Origin of the sequence: Streptomyces sp. NPDC005393, assembly GCF_040606675.1 — a bacterium.
GTDB lineage: Bacteria > Actinomycetota > Actinomycetes > Streptomycetales > Streptomycetaceae > Streptomyces.
On sequence record NZ_JBEXFG010000010.1, the window covers coordinates 45,593 to 61,330 of the forward strand.

At 72.4% G+C, this 15,738-nt stretch carries 11 protein-coding genes and 2 pseudogenes; 5 read left to right on the forward strand and 8 right to left on the reverse strand.

The window, feature by feature from the left end; genetic code table 11:
• Positions 1 to 3 precede the first annotated feature (3 nt).
• On the reverse strand, positions 4 to 759 hold the full coding sequence (locus tag ABZS71_RS11850; RefSeq protein ID WP_356209097.1) for a peptidoglycan-binding domain-containing protein: 756 nt from the start codon (positions 757 to 759) through the stop codon (positions 4 to 6).
• Between the two features lie 286 nt (positions 760 to 1,045).
• On the opposite strand from ABZS71_RS11850, the gene ABZS71_RS11855 reads away from it, so the two are divergent.
• Positions 1,046 to 2,290 carry an FAD-dependent oxidoreductase gene (locus ABZS71_RS11855; protein WP_356209099.1) on the forward strand — a complete coding sequence of 415 codons (1,245 nt, stop codon included), beginning with the start codon at positions 1,046 to 1,048 and terminating at the stop codon, positions 2,288 to 2,290.
• A 76-nt stretch (positions 2,291 to 2,366) separates the two neighbouring features.
• Here the strand turns inward: ABZS71_RS11855 and ABZS71_RS11860 are convergent, their stop codons facing one another.
• Complete coding sequence (locus ABZS71_RS11860) at positions 2,367 to 3,887, reverse strand: amino acid permease (protein ID WP_356209101.1); 1,521 nt, start codon at positions 3,885 to 3,887, stop codon at positions 2,367 to 2,369.
• Between the two features lie 78 nt (positions 3,888 to 3,965).
• Entirely contained in the window at positions 3,966 to 4,973 is a 1,008-nt protein-coding gene (locus tag ABZS71_RS11865; RefSeq protein WP_356209103.1) for a hypothetical protein, read from the reverse strand.
• Between the two features lie 274 nt (positions 4,974 to 5,247).
• On the opposite strand from ABZS71_RS11865, the gene ABZS71_RS11870 reads away from it, so the two are divergent.
• The 3 genes from ABZS71_RS11870 to ABZS71_RS11880 are packed head-to-tail and all read left to right on the forward strand — an operon-like array spanning position 5,248 to position 9,649.
• Positions 5,248 to 6,744, forward strand: coding sequence for an FGGY family carbohydrate kinase (locus ABZS71_RS11870; protein ID WP_356209106.1), 1,497 nt, complete (start codon positions 5,248 to 5,250; stop codon positions 6,742 to 6,744).
• A gap of 29 nt (positions 6,745 to 6,773) precedes the next feature.
• Positions 6,774 to 8,201 carry an NAD(P)/FAD-dependent oxidoreductase gene (locus ABZS71_RS11875; RefSeq protein WP_356209109.1) on the forward strand — a complete coding sequence of 476 codons (1,428 nt, stop codon included), beginning with the start codon at positions 6,774 to 6,776 and terminating at the stop codon, positions 8,199 to 8,201.
• Positions 8,198 to 9,649 carry an FAD-dependent oxidoreductase gene (locus tag ABZS71_RS11880; RefSeq protein ID WP_356209111.1) on the forward strand — a complete coding sequence of 484 codons (1,452 nt, stop codon included), beginning with the start codon at positions 8,198 to 8,200 and terminating at the stop codon, positions 9,647 to 9,649. Before ABZS71_RS11875 ends, ABZS71_RS11880 begins: the two co-directional genes overlap by 4 nt.
• A 12-nt stretch (positions 9,650 to 9,661) precedes the next feature.
• Here the strand turns inward: ABZS71_RS11880 and ABZS71_RS11885 are convergent, their stop codons facing one another.
• Positions 9,662 to 10,036 carry an RNA-binding S4 domain-containing protein gene (locus tag ABZS71_RS11885; protein WP_356209114.1) on the reverse strand — a complete coding sequence of 125 codons (375 nt, stop codon included), beginning with the start codon at positions 10,034 to 10,036 and terminating at the stop codon, positions 9,662 to 9,664.
• 30 nt (positions 10,037 to 10,066) lie between these two features.
• Here ABZS71_RS11885 and lpdA point away from each other — a divergent pair, with 30 nt between their 5' ends.
• Positions 10,067 to 11,467: a dihydrolipoyl dehydrogenase gene (gene lpdA, locus ABZS71_RS11890; RefSeq protein WP_356209116.1), complete on the forward strand. Its 1,401-nt coding sequence runs from the start codon at positions 10,067 to 10,069 to the stop codon at positions 11,465 to 11,467.
• A 143-nt stretch (positions 11,468 to 11,610) separates the two neighbouring features.
• Here lpdA and ABZS71_RS11895 read toward each other — a convergent pair whose 3' ends face one another.
• The 4 genes and pseudogenes from ABZS71_RS11895 to ABZS71_RS11910 form a co-directional block, all read right to left on the reverse strand.
• On the reverse strand, positions 11,611 to 12,600 hold the full coding sequence (locus ABZS71_RS11895) for an MBL fold metallo-hydrolase (RefSeq protein ID WP_356209119.1): 990 nt from the start codon (positions 12,598 to 12,600) through the stop codon (positions 11,611 to 11,613).
• 82 nt (positions 12,601 to 12,682) lie between these two features.
• The gene (locus ABZS71_RS11900) at positions 12,683 to 14,185 is read right to left on the reverse strand and encodes a glutamate synthase subunit beta (protein ID WP_356209121.1); all 1,503 of its coding nucleotides are present in this window, start codon (positions 14,183 to 14,185) and stop codon (positions 12,683 to 12,685) included.
• Positions 14,186 to 14,332: 147 nt separating this feature from the next.
• Positions 14,333 to 15,129, reverse strand: a pseudogene (locus ABZS71_RS11905) (nitronate monooxygenase); the annotation flags it as partial.
• Positions 15,130 to 15,319: 190 nt separating this feature from the next.
• Positions 15,320 to 15,685 (reverse strand): annotated as a pseudogene (locus tag ABZS71_RS11910) (G-D-S-L family lipolytic protein); the annotation flags it as partial.
• Positions 15,686 to 15,738 lie beyond the last annotated feature (53 nt).

The window sequence follows — 15,738 nt, forward strand, 5'->3', positions numbered from 1 at the left end:
GCGTCAGGTGCGGGACTCCAGGTCGCGCCGCGTGGCGTCCCCGTACACCCCGTTCGCGTCGCCGCGGATTCCGTACCACACCTGGAAGCGGGACACGGCCTCGGCGAGGGTCTGGTCGTACTGGCCGTTGACCTGCCCGCCCTGATAGACGTTCGGAATCCGCAGCAGACGCGTCTGGAGCTCGGTGACCAGCGGGCCGGTGTCCCCGAGGGTCAGCACATGGCCCTGCCCGCCCTGTTGCTCCCCGCCGCCCGGCGCCTGTGAAACGGGCGCGCTGGGGGCCACGGGTGTGCTGGAGGTCACGGGTGCGCTGGGCGTCACGGACACGGTCGCGCCACCGGATGCCGAGGCCGACGCGCCGCCGCCCGCCCCGGGCCGGGCCACGCCGGTCGCCGCGTCACGGGGCAGCATCAGCACGAGGGAGAGGGCGATGCCCGCGCCGAGCCCGGCCATGAGAGTGACGGCGGTGCGGGGATGGCGCCATACGGCCGGTGCGGGCGGCGCGGGCGGAGCGTCCTCCGGGATCCACGCGTCGGCCGCCGCCGGGCTGCCTTCGATCTCCTGGGTGTCCTCATCGGCCAGGGATCGGGCCTGCGGCGGGAGAGAGGCGCCTGGCGGCCGGAAGAGATGGAGTTCCTCCATCCACTCCGCCACCGGCAGGTCCGATGCCCCGCCGGGGTCCAGCACCGGGCGGAAGACCGCGGTCGGCTCGATCACCTGACGCCCGGTCGGCCGGTCGGGATCGGGTTCGGCTGCCATACAGACCTCCTTCTGCGCCCCATACCGTCACGCGGGGATACGGACGCGAGCCCGGGACGACTCAAGCCGATCGCCATCCGGCGGCCGGGGAAACCCGGATTTCACCCGTCCGGTTTTCCCTGTCCGGATTTCGCCCACCCCGATTTCGCCCACCCGGATTCCGCCCGTCCGGATTTCGCCCCCTCCGCCCCGGCCGGGCCCCGGTGCGGTGGTGCGGCGTGGCGCCGCTGGGTACCCATACCGGGATGTTGCCCTGGCCTCGGGGACATCGAAGGGAGCGCATGTGATGGAGCGGACCACGTGTTGTGTGGTGGGCGGCGGCCCCGCCGGGATGGTCCTCGGCCTGCTGCTGGCGCGGGCGGGCGTGGAGGTCACCGTCCTGGAGAAGCACGGGGACTTCCTGCGCGACTTCCGCGGCGACACGGTGCATCCGAGCACCCTGGCGCTCCTGGAGGACCTGGGCCTCGCCGAGCGGTTCGCCGCCCTGCCGCAGCGGCATGTGCACTCCATCCAACTGCCCCTCGGTCCGGACGGGGAGCTGTTCACCGTCGGCGACCTCGGCTCACTGCCGGGCCCGTACGACTACGTGGCGATGGTGCCGCAGTGGGATCTGCTCAATCTGCTGGCGGACGAGGCCGCGCGGGAGCCCTCCTTCTCCTTGCGGATGAATACCGAGGCGACCTCCTTCCTCATGGAAGGCGGCCGGGTCACCGGGGTGTGCTACCGCGACCGCACCCCGGGCGGCGGCACCGGTGAGCTGCGGGCGACCCTCACGGTGGCCTGCGACGGCCGTGGCTCGCTGGCCAGGGCCCTGCCCGAACTGGGCCTGCGGGAGTTCGCTTGCCCGATGGACGCGTGGTGGTTCCGGCTGCCGCGGCACGAGAGCGATCCCCGCGGGCTGGTGGGTAACGTCGGCGACCGCTTTGTGACGGCCATGATCGACCGTGGGGACTACTGGCAGTGCGCCGTGCTGATCCCCAAGGGGGCCGACGCCGAGCGCCGCGCCGACGGGCTGGACCGGTTCCTGTCCGCGTTCGCGGACGCCACCCCGTGGATCGCGGACCGCAAGCCGGAGCTGTTGGACTGGGACGAGGTGAAGCTGCTGGACGTACGGATGGACCGGCTGCGGCGCTGGCACCGCCCCGGGCTGTTGTGCATCGGCGACGCGGCGCACGCGATGTCGCCCGTGTTCGGGATCGGCATCAACCTCGCCGTCGAGGACGCCGTCGCCGCCGCCCGGTATCTCGCCGGACCGCTGCACGACGGGGTCGTCGGCCTCGGTGACGTACGCGCCGTCCAGCGCCGCCGGTGGCCGACCGCCGCCGCCACGCAGGGGCTGCAGCGCGTCGCCCACGCCCGGGTCATCGAACCGTTGCTGGCCGGACGGGCGCCGGCCGGTGGACGGGTACGGCCGCTGCGGCTGGCCGAGGTGCTCAGCAGAGCGCCGTGGCTGAAGCGGGCACCGGCGTACTTCCTGGCCTACGGCGCGATGCGCGAGCGGCCGCCGGCCGCGTCGCTGCGCCGCCGGTGAGCCCGCCGACCGCGCGGAGCCGGGTGCGGAAGGTTTCCGCACCCGGCTCGGCAACGGGCCGTCCCCCACGGCCAGTTCAGACGATGCCCTCCGCGATCTCCGCCTCCTCACGGGCGGTGCCGTAGGCGGAGGGGGTGTGGTACGAGCGGCGCGCGACGAACCACCAGATGGTGGCCAGGATCAGCACCACGGCCAGCGCGATCGAGGCGTAGTTCATCGAGTCGACCGTCACCGGGCTGGACTGCGGCAGACAGAACAGCACCGTCACCAGCGCCACCCAGGACACCGCGACCCAGCCCACCGGCTTGCTCCAGCGGCCCAGGTGCCACGGCCCCCGCTGGAACCGGTCCCCGGCGCGCAGCCGCAGAAAGACGGGGATGGCGTAGGCGGGGGTGATCCCGATGACATTGATGGCCGTCACCGCGCCATAGGCGGTCTCGGAGTACAGGGACGGCAGGGCGAGCAGACCCGCGACACCGACCGACAGCCACACCGCGAGCACCGGGGTCTGGGTGCGGGCGCTCACCCGCCGCCACAGCCGCGACCCCGGCAGCGCGCCGTCCCGGCTGAAGGCGAACACCATCCGGCTGGCCGCCGCCACCTCCGCGTTGCCGCAGAACAGCTGCGCCACGATGACGATGAGCAGCATGGCCGTGGCGCCGCCCGTCCCGAGGGCGTCGATAAGGATCTGAGCCGGCGGCACCCCGGTGCCGCTCTTCTGCGTACCGGCGTAGTCCTGGATGGCGAAGGTCAGCCCGGCCAGCAGGACGAAGCCGGCGACCCAGGACACCCAGATGGCGCGGACGATGCCACGGGCGGCCATGACGGAGGCGTTGGAGGTCTCCTCGGACAGATGCGCCGAAGCGTCGTAACCGGAGAAGGTGTACTGGGCGAGCAGAAGCCCGATCGCGGCCACATAAAGGGGGTTCGACCAGCCGGTGTCATTGACGAATTCGGTGAACACGAATTCCGGCGACTGATGGTGGGAGGGCACGAGCGTCAGCGCGCCGACGATGATGGCGACACCCGCCAAATGCCACCACACACTGATCGAGTTGAGCACGCTGACCAGCCGCACCCCGAACAGGTTCAGCACGGCGTGCAGCAGCAGAATGCAGACGAAGATGACCATCGTCGATTCCGGGGTGGGGTCGAATCCCCACTGCAGGTTGAACAGGGCGCCGGTGAACAGGGCCGCACCGTAGTCGATTCCGGCGATCGCGCCCAGCAGCCCGAGCAGATTCAGCCACCCCGTGTACCAGCCCCAGGCCCGGCCGCCGAGCCGGTCGGCCATGTAGTACAGGGCGCCGGAGGTGGGAAACGCGCTGGTCACCTCTGCCAGGGCGAGCCCGACGAACAGCACGAAGAGACCAACCCCCGCCCAGCCCCACATCATGACCGCCGGGCCCCCGGTGTCCAGACCGAAGCCGTAGAGCGTCATACAGCCGGACAGAACGGAGATGACCGAGAAGCTGATGGCGAAATTGCCGAAACCTCCCATACGACGGGCCAGAACCGGTTGATAGCCGAGCTCACGCAGTCGCTGTTCTTCGTCCCGCTGGGGAGCGGAATCCGAACTCGACCATGCCGTGGACATGAAGGTACCTCCGGAATGATAAAGGCGAGGGCGGTGGACAGAGGTGAGGGAGGAACAAGGGCAGCACAGGGGCGCCGGTCACCGGTTCGCCCCCGGTCTCGGCTCCCGGGCGTCGGCCAGTGAGCGGATCCGGGCGCGCAGGAACATGTCCTCGGCGAGGGCGCGGTCACTGGGGTCGGAGGTGCGATAGGCCCAGGGCAGCGGGGTGAAGTACGACCCCAGCGCCTCGAAGACCCGGGCCGCCTCGGGAAAGTCGAGCGCGCCCCACAGGGCATGCGCCAGATGGCTGAGATCGAGCAGCGAACTCGTCGTCCGGTCGGCGTGGTCGAACCAGCCGTGCAGCGCCTTCCGGGCGTCCCGGGCCGCGTCCTCGGTGGCCCAGTGAAGGTCCAGCGCCTTGTCGTAGCCCCGCTCCTCCCGGTAGCGCTCGACATGCACATACAGCGGCAGCACCCGCAGCGGCGATCCCTCGGGCGCTCCCGAGACCACCCACTGCACAAAGTTGACCGCCTCGGCCAGCGAGCCGCCGGCCCGTCGCGCGTACACGAACTGCAGCATCCGGTGGTACGCCTCGCGGTTGTAGGGGTCCCGCCGGTCGGCCTCCGTCAGCAACCCCCACGGGCCGGGGAACAGCAATGGCCCCGGCGGGCTCATCCGGTGCTCCTGCTGCAGCTGCTCCTTGTCCAGCTGTGCCAGGGCCAGCAGACACACCCAAGGAACCGGATCCGCCGGGGAGTTGTGCGCGGCGAGTCGGCAGGACTGCCACGCCTCCCGCCACAGCTCCCGGGTGCGCGGATGCCCCTCGCGATGGGCACGCACCGTCCGCTCCACCACGACCCGGGTGTGCATCACCAGCGCGGCGACACTCTGGGGCTCCTCGGTGCGCCACGCGTCCACCACATTGGATCCGGCGGCCGCCGCGGCCAGCACCTGGGTGCGCTGGGTCCACTGCGACCACGTCGGCGTCTCGGCCAGCAGATCGCGCATGGAGATCCAGCGGCCGGTGCGCAGATCCTGCAGCGCGATACGCAGTCCGCCGTCATAGCCCGCGGGGTGGTAGACGGGCCGGAACTCTTCCTCGGGCATCGGATGACTTTCGTACGGAGCTGACGTACCGGACGCGAGATCGAGGGGACGGCTGACCGTGCGCCAGCCGCGAGCACGCCGCGTCCTCCCGCTCATGGGTGCGCTCGGCGAACTGGTGATTGAGTGGATCTTATAGGCATCGCCCGACGGCTCAAGGGGGCCTCTGTCGTCCGCCCAGGTGGCGGGGCACCGGGCAGGGGTGGTCTTGACGCCGTCCCGCGGCTGCACCAGGCTTTCGGAAAAGATCTACGAAATCGGCAGCGAAGAACGGGACATGCAGCCTGCAGAGCCTCGCCACCGCACCACCGCCCGTCCCACGACCGGCCCGGTGCTCGCCGTCGACCAGGGCACTTCGGGCACCAAGGCATTGGTGATCTGCCCGGAGCGCGGGGTGATCGGCTCGGGCGCGGCACCCGTGCGCCCCCGCTATCTGTCCGGCGGACTGGTCGAGGTGGACCCCGCCGCGCTGCTCGCCTCGGTCCTCCACGCCGGACGCCAGGCCCTCGCGGCGGCGGGCGAGCCGGTCGCGGCCGTCGGCCTGGCCAACCAGGGCGAGACCGTGCTCGCCTGGGACCCCGTCACGGGCCACCCGCTGACCGACGCCCTCGTCTGGCAGGACCGGCGGGCGGAGACGGTGTGCGCGGACCTCGCTTCCCATGCCGGCCTCCTGCGCGAACTCACCGGACTGCCGCTCGATCCCTACTTCGCGGCGCCCAAGATGGCGTGGATCCGCCGCCATCTGACCCGCGAGGGCACCGTCACCACCAGCGACGTATGGCTGATCCATCAGCTCACCGGCGCGTTCGTCACCGACGCCGCCACCGCCGGCCGCACCCAGCTGCTCGATCTCGACCGGGTCGAGTGGTCCCCGAAGGCACTGGACCTGTTCGGCCTGAGCGACGAGCGGCTGCCCCAGGTCGTCGACGCCGACACCACGGTCGGGACCACCACCGCCTTCGGCGCTGAGATCCCGCTCACCGGGCTGCTCGTCGACCAGCAGGCCGCCCTGCTGGCGCAGCGCGTGACCGAGCCGTCCACCGCCAAGTGCACCTACGGCACCGGTGCGTTTCTGCTAGCCCAGACCGGGACCCGGCCCCGCCGTGGCACGGGCGGCCTGGTCAGCTGCGTGGCCTGGCGGCTTCGCGGACGGACCAGCTACTGCCTCGACGGACAGGTGTACACCGCCGCCTCCGCGGTGCGCTGGCTCAGCGACCTCAACGTAATCGGCGGACCCCAGGACCTGGACCCGGTCGGCGCGACCGTGGCCGACACCGGGGGAGTCACCTTCGTCCCGGCGCTCGCCGGACTCGCGGCGCCGTGGTGGCGCGGCGACCTTCGGGGTTCGCTGACCGGGCTCGGCCTCGACACCACCGCCGGCCATCTGGTGCGGGCGCTGTGTGAGGGCATCGCCGCCCAGGTCGTCGAGCTCGCCGCCGCGGCCGCCGCCGATCTGGGCGGGCCGCTGACCGTCCTGCGGGTCGACGGCGGTCTGACCCGCTCGGCACTGCTCATGCAGACCCAGGCCGATCTGCTGCAACGCCCCATCGAGGTATCGGCGCTGCCGGATGTCACCGCGCTGGGCGTGGGCGCCGCCGCCCGTCTGGGGCTCGACCCGGGGCTCACGGTCGAACAGGCGGTCCCGGTGTGGGAGCCGGCCGCCGTCTACGAACCGCGGATCACCGCGGACGAGGCCGCCGAGCGCCTGGCCGGCTTCCGCTCGGCCGTGGCCGCGCTGCCGGCCCCCACACCGCCGACCGCCTCCCACCACTGAGCACCAGCAGGACGGAGCAAGGGACCAGCATGACCGTAACGACCACGGGTGACCTCCCGGACGAGGTCTACGACGTGGCCATCATCGGCGCCGGGGTGGTCGGCGCCGCCATCGCCCGCGAACTGGCCCGGTACCCGCTGCGGGTCGCCCTCGTCGAGGCGTCCGACGACGTCGGCGACGGCACCTCGAAGGCCAACACCGCGATTCTGCACACCGGTTTCGACGCCACGCCCGGCACCCTGGAGGCCCGGCTGGTGCGCGAGGGCTACCAGCGGCTGACCGCCTACGCCGCCGAGGCGGGCATCCCGGTCGAGCCGCTCGGCGCGCTGCTCGTCGCCTGGGACGCGGAACAGCTCGCCGCGCTGCCGTCACTCGCCGAGAAGGCCGGCCGCAACGGCTGTCACGAGACGCGGATCCTCGACGCGGACGCGGTGTACGCCCGCGAGCCGCGCCTGGGACCGGGCGCCCTCGGGGCGCTTGACGTCCCCGGTGAGAGCATCATCTGCCCCTGGACGACGACGCTCGCCTACGCCACCCAGGCGGTGCGCACGGGCGTCGATCTGCATCTGAACTGCGCGGCCGGGGCCATCACCGCCGGCGAGCACCACCACGACATCGCCACCACCCGCGGCCCGTTGCGGACCCGCTTTCTGGTCAACGCCGCGGGGCTGTACTCGGACGAGATCAACCGGCGGCTCGGCCATACGGAGTTCGGCGTCACCCCGCGCCGCGGCCAGCTGATCGTCTTCGACAAGTTCGCGCGCGGCCTGGTCGGCCACATCCTGCTGCCGGTGCCCACGGCGCTCGGCAAGGGCGTGCTGGTGGCGCCGACCGTCTACGGCAATGTGATGCTCGGCCCCACCGCCGAGGACCTCGACGACAAGACCGCCACCGGTTCGTCGGCCGACGGGCTGGCGTCGCTCCGCGACAAGGGCGCCCGGATCATGCCGGAGCTGCTGGAGGAGGAGGTCACCGCGGTCTACGCCGGACTGCGCGCCGCCACCGAGCATGCCGACTACCAGATCCACGCCCACCCCGAGCAGCGCTATGTCGCCGTCGGCGGCATCCGCTCCACCGGACTGACCGCCTCGATGGCGATCGCCGCCCATGCCGTGGAACTGCTCACCGGCTGCGGCCTGGACCCCGGGCCCGCACGGGAGCTCGAGCCCGTGCGGATGCCGAACATCGGCGAGGCGTTCCCGCGCCCCTACCAGCGCGCCGACCTCATCGCCGCCGACCCCGCGTACGGCACCGTCGTCTGCCACTGCGAGCGCGTCACCCGCGGCGAGATCCGCGACGCGCTGACCGCCACCGTGCCGCCGGGGTCGCTGGGCGGCCTCCAGCGCCGCACCCGTGCGCTCGGCGGCCGCTGCCAGGGCTTCTACTGCGGAGCCGCCGTACGCGCCCAGTTCGAGCGGTCCGGCGCGGCCACAGACCGGACGGAGGCCCGGCGATGACCACCACGGACCGTCAGCACCGCGCCGACCGCGCCGACCGCGCCGACTGTGCTGACCGCACCGACCGCACCGACTGTGCTGACCGCACCGACTGTGCTGACTGCACCGACCGTGCTGACTGCACCGACTGCACCGACTGCACGGACTGCACCGACCGCACCGACTGTGCTGACCGCACCGACCGTGCTGACCGCACCGACCGTGCTGACCGCACCGACCGTGCCGTCGACGTACTGGTCATCGGCGCCGGGCCGGCCGGACTCGCCGTCGCCGCCCGACTGGCCGCCGCCGGGGTCGACCGGGTAGAGGTCCTCGACCGCGAAGAGCACGCGGGCGGCATCCCCCGCCACTGTCACCACACCGGATTCGGGCTGCGCGAGCTGCGCCGGATGATGACCGGCCCGGACTACGCCCGCCACCACATCGCCGCCGCGACCGGGGCCGGAGCTCGCCTGCGTACGGCCGTCACGGCCACCGGCTGGGCGGGGCCCCGTACCGTGGACGTCACCGGTCCGACGGGTCTGGAACGGATCACCGCCACGGCCGTCGTCCTCGCCACCGGCGCCCGTGAACGCCCCCGCAGCGCCCGGCTGATCCCCGGCGCCCGGCCGGCGGGCGTGCTGACCACCGGACAGCTGCAACAGGCCGTCTCCACGCATCACCAGAGCGTCGGCCGCCGCGCGGTGGTCGTCGGCGCCGAGCACATCAGCTACTCCGCGGTGCTCACCCTGCGCCACGCCGGGGCCGAGGTGGCCGCGATGGTCACCGATCTGCCACGCCATCAGACCTACCGCGCGTTCGACCTCGGCGCCCGGCTGTGCCATGGCGTTCCGCTGCTCACCGACGCTACCGTGACCGAGCTGACCGGCCGCGGGCGGCTGGAGGGCGTGCGGCTGCGGCACCGGGACGGCAGGACCGCGACCATCGGCTGCGACACCGTGGTGTTCACCGGCGACTGGATCCCCGACCACGAACTGGCCAGAAGCGCGGGAATCGCGCTCGACCCCGGCACCCGCGGTCCCGCGGCCGACGCCGAATTCCGCACCGGCGAGCCGGGAGTCTTCGCCGTGGGCAACCTGCTGCACCCCGTCGAGACGGCCGACATCGCCGCCCTGGACGGCCGGTTCGCCGCCGCGCCGGTGCTGCGCTATCTCACCGATCAGCGCTGGACCGCGGGTCCGGTGCCGGTACGGGTCGAGGCGCCGCTGCGCTGGGTCGCGCCCAACCGGATCGACCCGGACGGCCCCCGCCCGCCGCTCGACCGGTTCTCGCTGCGCACCTCGCGGTTCCTGGCCCGGCCGGTCCTCACCGTCAGCCAGGACGGCCGGACGCTGCACCGCCGGCGTCTCGCGCGCACCGTGGCGCCGACCCGGCCGCTCCATCTGCCGGCCGACTGGATCGCCAGGGCCGACGCGCACGGAGGCCCCGTACGGATCACGGTCGAGTGACCGGTGACTCGCTCACAGGCCGCGCAGCCGCTCGATCTCGCGCCGGTCGCGCTTGGTGGGACGGCCCGTGCCACGGTCGCGCAGCGCGATCGGCACGGTGTGCTCGCGGGGCGGCGGGGGAGGGCTGTTGTCGACAAAGCACTCACCCGCGACGGCCGCTCCGACCCGCTTGCGCACGATGCGCGAGACGACGACGATCCGGTCCCGCCCGGCGTGGCGCAGCCGCACCTCGTCCCCGGCCCGCACCGCGTGGGCCGGTTTGACCCGTTCGCCGTTGACGCGAACGTGGCCGGCGCGGCAGGCCGAGGCCGCCATGGAGCGCGTCTTGGTGAGCCGTACGGACCAGATCCAGCTGTCCACCCGTACGGACCCCTCGTCTGAAGCCATACCCCGACTCTAATGTCTAAGGTGCGACGCATGAGCGCACATTTTGACGTCGTGGTCCTGGGGGCGGGGTCGGGCGGCTATGTCGCGGCGATCCGCGCCGCGCAGCTCGGTCTGACCACGGCCATCGTCGAGGAACGGTACTGGGGAGGCGTCTGCCTGAACGTGGGCTGCATCCCTTCCAAGGCCCTGCTGCGCAACGCGGAGCTGGCCCATCTGTTCATCCATGAGGCCAAGACCTTCGGCATCCGGGTGAACGGTGAGGTGACCGCGGACTACCGGACGGCGTTCGAGCGCAGCCGGAAGGTGGCGGACGGCCGGGTCAAGGGCGTCCACTATCTGATGAAGAAGAACAACATCACCCAGTACGACGGCCAGGGCAGCTTCACCGGCCCGCATGAACTGCGGGTCACGCTCAACGACGGCCGGACGGAGCCCCTGACCTTCGGCCACTGCGTCATCGCCGCGGGCGCCACCACCAATCTGCTGCCCGGCACCTCGCTCAGCGAGCGCGTGGTGACGTACGAGGAGCAGATCCTGACGCCGGAGCTGCCCGGCAGCGTGCTGATCGCGGGCGCGGGCGCCATCGGCGTCGAGTTCGCGTACATCATGCACAGCTACGGGGTGCAGGTGACGCTGGTGGAGTTCCTGGACCGGATCGTGCCGCTGGAGGACGAGGAGGTCTCCGCCGAGCTGACCCGCCGCTACCGCAGGCTCGGCATCAACGTCCTGACCTCCACCCGGGTCGAGGCGATCAACGACGCGGGCCCCGCGGTCAAGGTCATGGTGACCACGGGCGGCCAGCGGCAGACCCTTCAGGCCGGCCGGGTGCTCCAGGCGATCGGCTTCCAGCCGCGGGTCCGGGGGTACGGCCTGGAGAACGCCGGAGTCCGGCTGACCGACCGGGGCGCCATCGACGTCGACGGCCGGTGCCGCACCAGCGTGCCGCACATCTTCGCGGTCGGCGATGTGACCGCCAAGCTGATGCTCGCGCACGCGGCGGAGGCGATGGGCATCGTCGCGGCCGAGACGATCGCCGGCGCGGAGACCATGGAGCTGGACTATGTGATGATCCCCCGCGCGACCTTCTGCCAGCCGCAGATCGCCAGCTTCGGCTGGACCGAGGCCCAGGCGCGTGAGCGGGGCTTCGACGTGCGGGTGGCGAAGTTCCCGTTCACCGCGAACGGCAAGGCGCAGGGGCTCGGCGACCCCGGCGGCTTTGTGAAGCTCATCAGCGACGGCCGCCACGGCGAGCTGCTGGGCGGTCATCTCGTCGGCCCGGAGGTCACCGAGCTGCTGCCCGAGCTCACCCTCGCCCAGCAGTGGGATCTGACCGTCCACGAAGTGGCGCGCAACATCCACGCCCACCCCACGCTCAGCGAGGCGGTGAAGGAGGCCGTCCACGGGCTCGCCGGGCACATGATCAACATGTGAGCCGAGGCGGCCGGCGCTGGACGGATCATGTGAAGGTGCGCTCGGCGCTGGATCCGCGCAGTGTCGGCGGGCAGGTGTGCGCCTTCCCGGGCTTCCGGCACATCGACATCGTGGAAGGTCATCCAGAAGTCGGACGGGCCTTCCTAGGGTGTCCGGCCCTCGTCCAGCTCCCATGCCACCTGGGCGACATCGGCCATGGTCGCCACGATGGCCGGCGGCTCGCCCGCGCCGTTGAGATACCGGTACTCCGAGCCCACTGTGATCACCAACCGCTCGGGCAGCCCCAGGGACGGAAAGGTGTTCTCGGCGATGAGCGTGCGGGCCGCCTCCAGGGCGGGGACTCCGGCCGTGTGCAGTTGATGGGCACGGTCCCGGACATGCTCCAGATAGCCGATGTGGCCGCGGACGCCCTCCGGGTCCAGGACCGGGCCATGGCCGGGGATGATCACCTGTGCCCCGGTCGCCAGCACCCGCTCGCAGGCCGCGATCACATTGCTGAGCGGGCCCGCCCAGTGCACCGCGTGGTCGCCGGGGTCCTGCGGACCGGACGCGAAGATGACATCACCGGTGAACGCCACCTTCTGCTGGGGCAGATAGGCGACCAGATCGCCCGTGGTGTGCGCGGGCGGCAGCCCGAACAGTTCGACCGGCACCTGGCCGATCCGCAGGTCCAGTTCGCCCACGAAGGTGAGGCTCGGCTCGACGACCTGGGTGGCGGACCAGTCGAACCGCTGGAAGTGGCGCTGGAGATACCAGCCGAGCGGTGTCGCCGGGTCGCTGCCGCGCACCATGGCGTGCAGCTGCCGCGGTTCTGGCTCGTACGCGATATGGCCGAGCGCCTCGCGGGTGGCGACGATCTCCGGGTCGGGCAGGACGTCGGCGCCCCACAGGTGGTCGCCGTTGGCGTGGGTGACGATCACCCGCCCGATACGTCCGCCGGCGGGCAGCAGCGACCGGCTGCGGTCCAGGAAGTCCTGGGCCATGTGCCGGTCGTAGGGGGTGTCGACCCAGGCGGCGGCGCCATCGGGGGAGACGATCAGGCCACAGTTGGCCAGACCCCATCCGGTGCTCGGCGTGGGGGACCAGAGGTGGACACCGTCGGCGACGGTGAGCAGCGGCGATGTCGGGATCATGGACGCAGAGTATTCCGGCCGGCAGGCCGCGCGACAGGCCGTCACACCGTCAAGGCCGTCAAGTGGTCAGGCCGTCAAGCGGTCAGGCCGTCATCGGCCGGTCCGCCGGTCCGACCGGGGTCGGCAGCACCGTGGAGCCCGCCAGATAGCGGTCCACGGCCGCCGCGGCGGAGCGGCCCTCGGCGATCGCCCAGACGATCAGCGACTGGCCGCGGCCCGCGTCGCCCGCCACGAAGACCCCGTCCGCGGCGGTGGCGAAGTCGGTGTCCCGCGCGATGTTGCCGCGCGCGTCCAGTTCCAGGCCGAGCTGCTCGAACAGCCCGCTGTCCCGCTCCGGACCACGGAAGCCGAGGGCGAGCAGGACCAGATCGGCCGGAATCACACGCTCGGCGTCCGGCTCCGCCCGCCCCTCGGCTCCGGTCCCGATGAGCCGTAGCGCCCGTACGCCGCCGTGCGGCCGTTCCGCGTCCGGCGCCGCGCCTTCGAAGCGGACGGTGGTGGCCGAGAAGACCCGCGCGTCCACATCCGCCTCCGGCGAGGCGGCCAGCTCCCGCGCCTCCTCATGGGCGGCGGACATCCGGTAGATCTTGGGGTAGGTGGGCCAGGGCTCGCCCTCGGACCGTTCGTCGCCGGGCTGCGGATGGATGTCCAGCTGGGTCACGGAGGCGGCGCCCTGCCTCAGGACGGTGCCCAGGCAGTCCGCACCGGTGTCCCCGCCGCCCACGATGACGACGTGCTTGCCCTCGGCGGTGATCGGCGGCCGGGCGTAGTCGCCCTCCTGGACCCGGTTGGCCAGTGGCAGATACTCCATCGCCTGATGGATTCCGGCCAGCTCCCTGCCGGGCACCGGAAGGTCGCGCCGGGCTCGCGCGCCCACCGCTATCACGAGCGCGTCATAGCGCGCCCTGAGCTCGGCCGCGTCCACATCGGTGCCCACGCCCACACCCGTGCGGAACTTGGTGCCCTCCGCGCGCATCTGCCGCAGCCGCCGGTCCAGATGGTGCTTCTCCATCTTGAAGGCGGGGATGCCATAGCGCAGCAGCCCGCCCACCCGGTCGTCCCGCTCGTACACCGCCACCGTGTGTCCCGCGCGGGTGAGCTGCTGGGCCGCCGCCAGACCCGCGGGGCCCGAACCGATGACGGCGACGGTCCGTCCGGACAGCCGCTCCGGCGGCTTCGGGGAGACATATCCGCTCTCCCACGCCCGGTCGGCGATGGCGACCTCGACGTTCTTGATGGTGACCGCGGGCTGGTTGATGGCCAGCACACAGGCGCTTTCGCAAGGCGCCGGGCACAGCCGGCCGGTGAACTCGGGGAAGTTGTTGGTCGCGTGCAGCCGCTCGCTCGCGCGCAGCCAGTCGTCACGCGAGACGAGGTCGTTCCAGTCGGGGATGAGATTTCCCAGCGGGCAGCCTTCATGGCAGAACGGGATGCCGCAGTCCATACAGCGGTCCGCCTGGGCGTTGATGATCGGCAGCAGACCGCCCGGTTCGTAGACCTCGTTCCAGTCCCGCACCCGCTCGTCCACCGGACGGCGAGGCGGAAGGCGACGAGGTGTGGTGAGAAAGCCCTTCGGGTCGGCCATGACGGCCTCCATTACCCGTGTCATGGTCTGGCCGGAGGGAGCCCGGTCCGCCGGGTCTCCCGCGTGGCGGTGAAACGTCACGCCTCACCCCACTGTACGTCCGGGCGGCGATCCGCCCGCGGGCTGACCAGGCAGTTCCTACAGCGGCTACCGGGCGGGGAGCCGGGCGAGCACCGCGTCGGCCTCGGCCATGATCCGGTCGATCAGCCCGGCGCACGACGGCAGGTCGCCGATGACCCCGGCGACCTGCCCGGAGGCCATCACCCCGGTGTCGGTGCGGCCGTCCACCATTGACGCCTTCAGCAGCATCGGGGTGGTGGCGGACAGCAGCACCTGGCTCCAGGTGAGCTCCTTGCCGTGGCGCAGGGCCAGCCCGTCGCGTACCATCCGCGCCCAGCTCAGCCCGGAGAGCCGCTTGAAGGCTGCGGCGTGGCGTACGGCGCGGGCGAGCGCGGCGGCGCGGGCGAGCGCGGCGGCGCGGCCGGACCGTTCGAGCGACTCGACCAGTTCGCTGCGGAGCATCCGGTGGGGGTGCCCGTCCACCGCCCTGGTGACGGTGACATCCGTGACCGCCGCCGCCAGATAGCGGGCTTTCACGGCGTCCGGGACCGTGCTGTCGGAGGTCAGCAGAAAGCGGGTGCCCATGGCGATCCCCGCCGCCCCGTAGGCGAGCGCGGCCACCGGACCGCGCCCGTCGTGCCCGCGGCCACGACCGGGATGTCCACCGCGTCCACGACCTGGGGGAGCAGCACGCTGGTGGCCACCTCACCGGTGTGGCCGCCGCCCTCGCAGCCCTGCACCACGACCGCGTCCGCACCCCAGCCCGCGACCTTCTCCGCGTGCCGCCGGGCGCCGACGGACGGGATGACGACCACGCCCGCGTCCTTGAGCCGGGAGATCAGCTCGCGTGTCGGCGCCAGCGCGAAGGAGGCGACCCGTACACCAGCGCGGCCCAGGTGCGGCTCGGGGACGCGGCTCCGCGCCCCTGGGAGTGGAGCTGCCGAAGTGGACCCAGCGCGGCTGCCGCTCACCGCCCTCGCGCCCCATGGCCGCGCCCGCGTCCAGCGTCAGTCCGCGCAGCCGGAACCGGTGGTTGTGCGGCAGCCACAGCTCGATCGCCGCCAACCGCCCCGGAAGGCCGTCGACCCGGGACTCGGCATCCCCGCCGTGGGTTTCCAGCTCGACGGTTGCGGTCCGCCGCCCCTCGCACAGCACATCGAGCCGGGCCCGCTCCTCGGGCCCGTTGAGCCGGGGCGCGGGGTCGGCCTGGTAGCGGCAGACGAGCGAGGTGCTGTCCGTGCGCAGCGTGACCCGTACCCCGGACGGCATCGCGGCGCGGCGGATCCCGCCCTCGGGGAGATGCAGCGCGGCGTCCTCGTACGGCAGCCGCCACGGCGCGGTCCACCCGGGGCCGCGCTCCAGGGACACCGCGCCCCGGTAGCGCAGCCGTGGATCGTCGTCGGCGATGTCGGGCGCGGCGTGGAGGGTCGGGGCGTGCATGGTCGCGAGTGTGGCACGCCTTTAGGACAACGCCCCCGGGACAACGCCTCCTA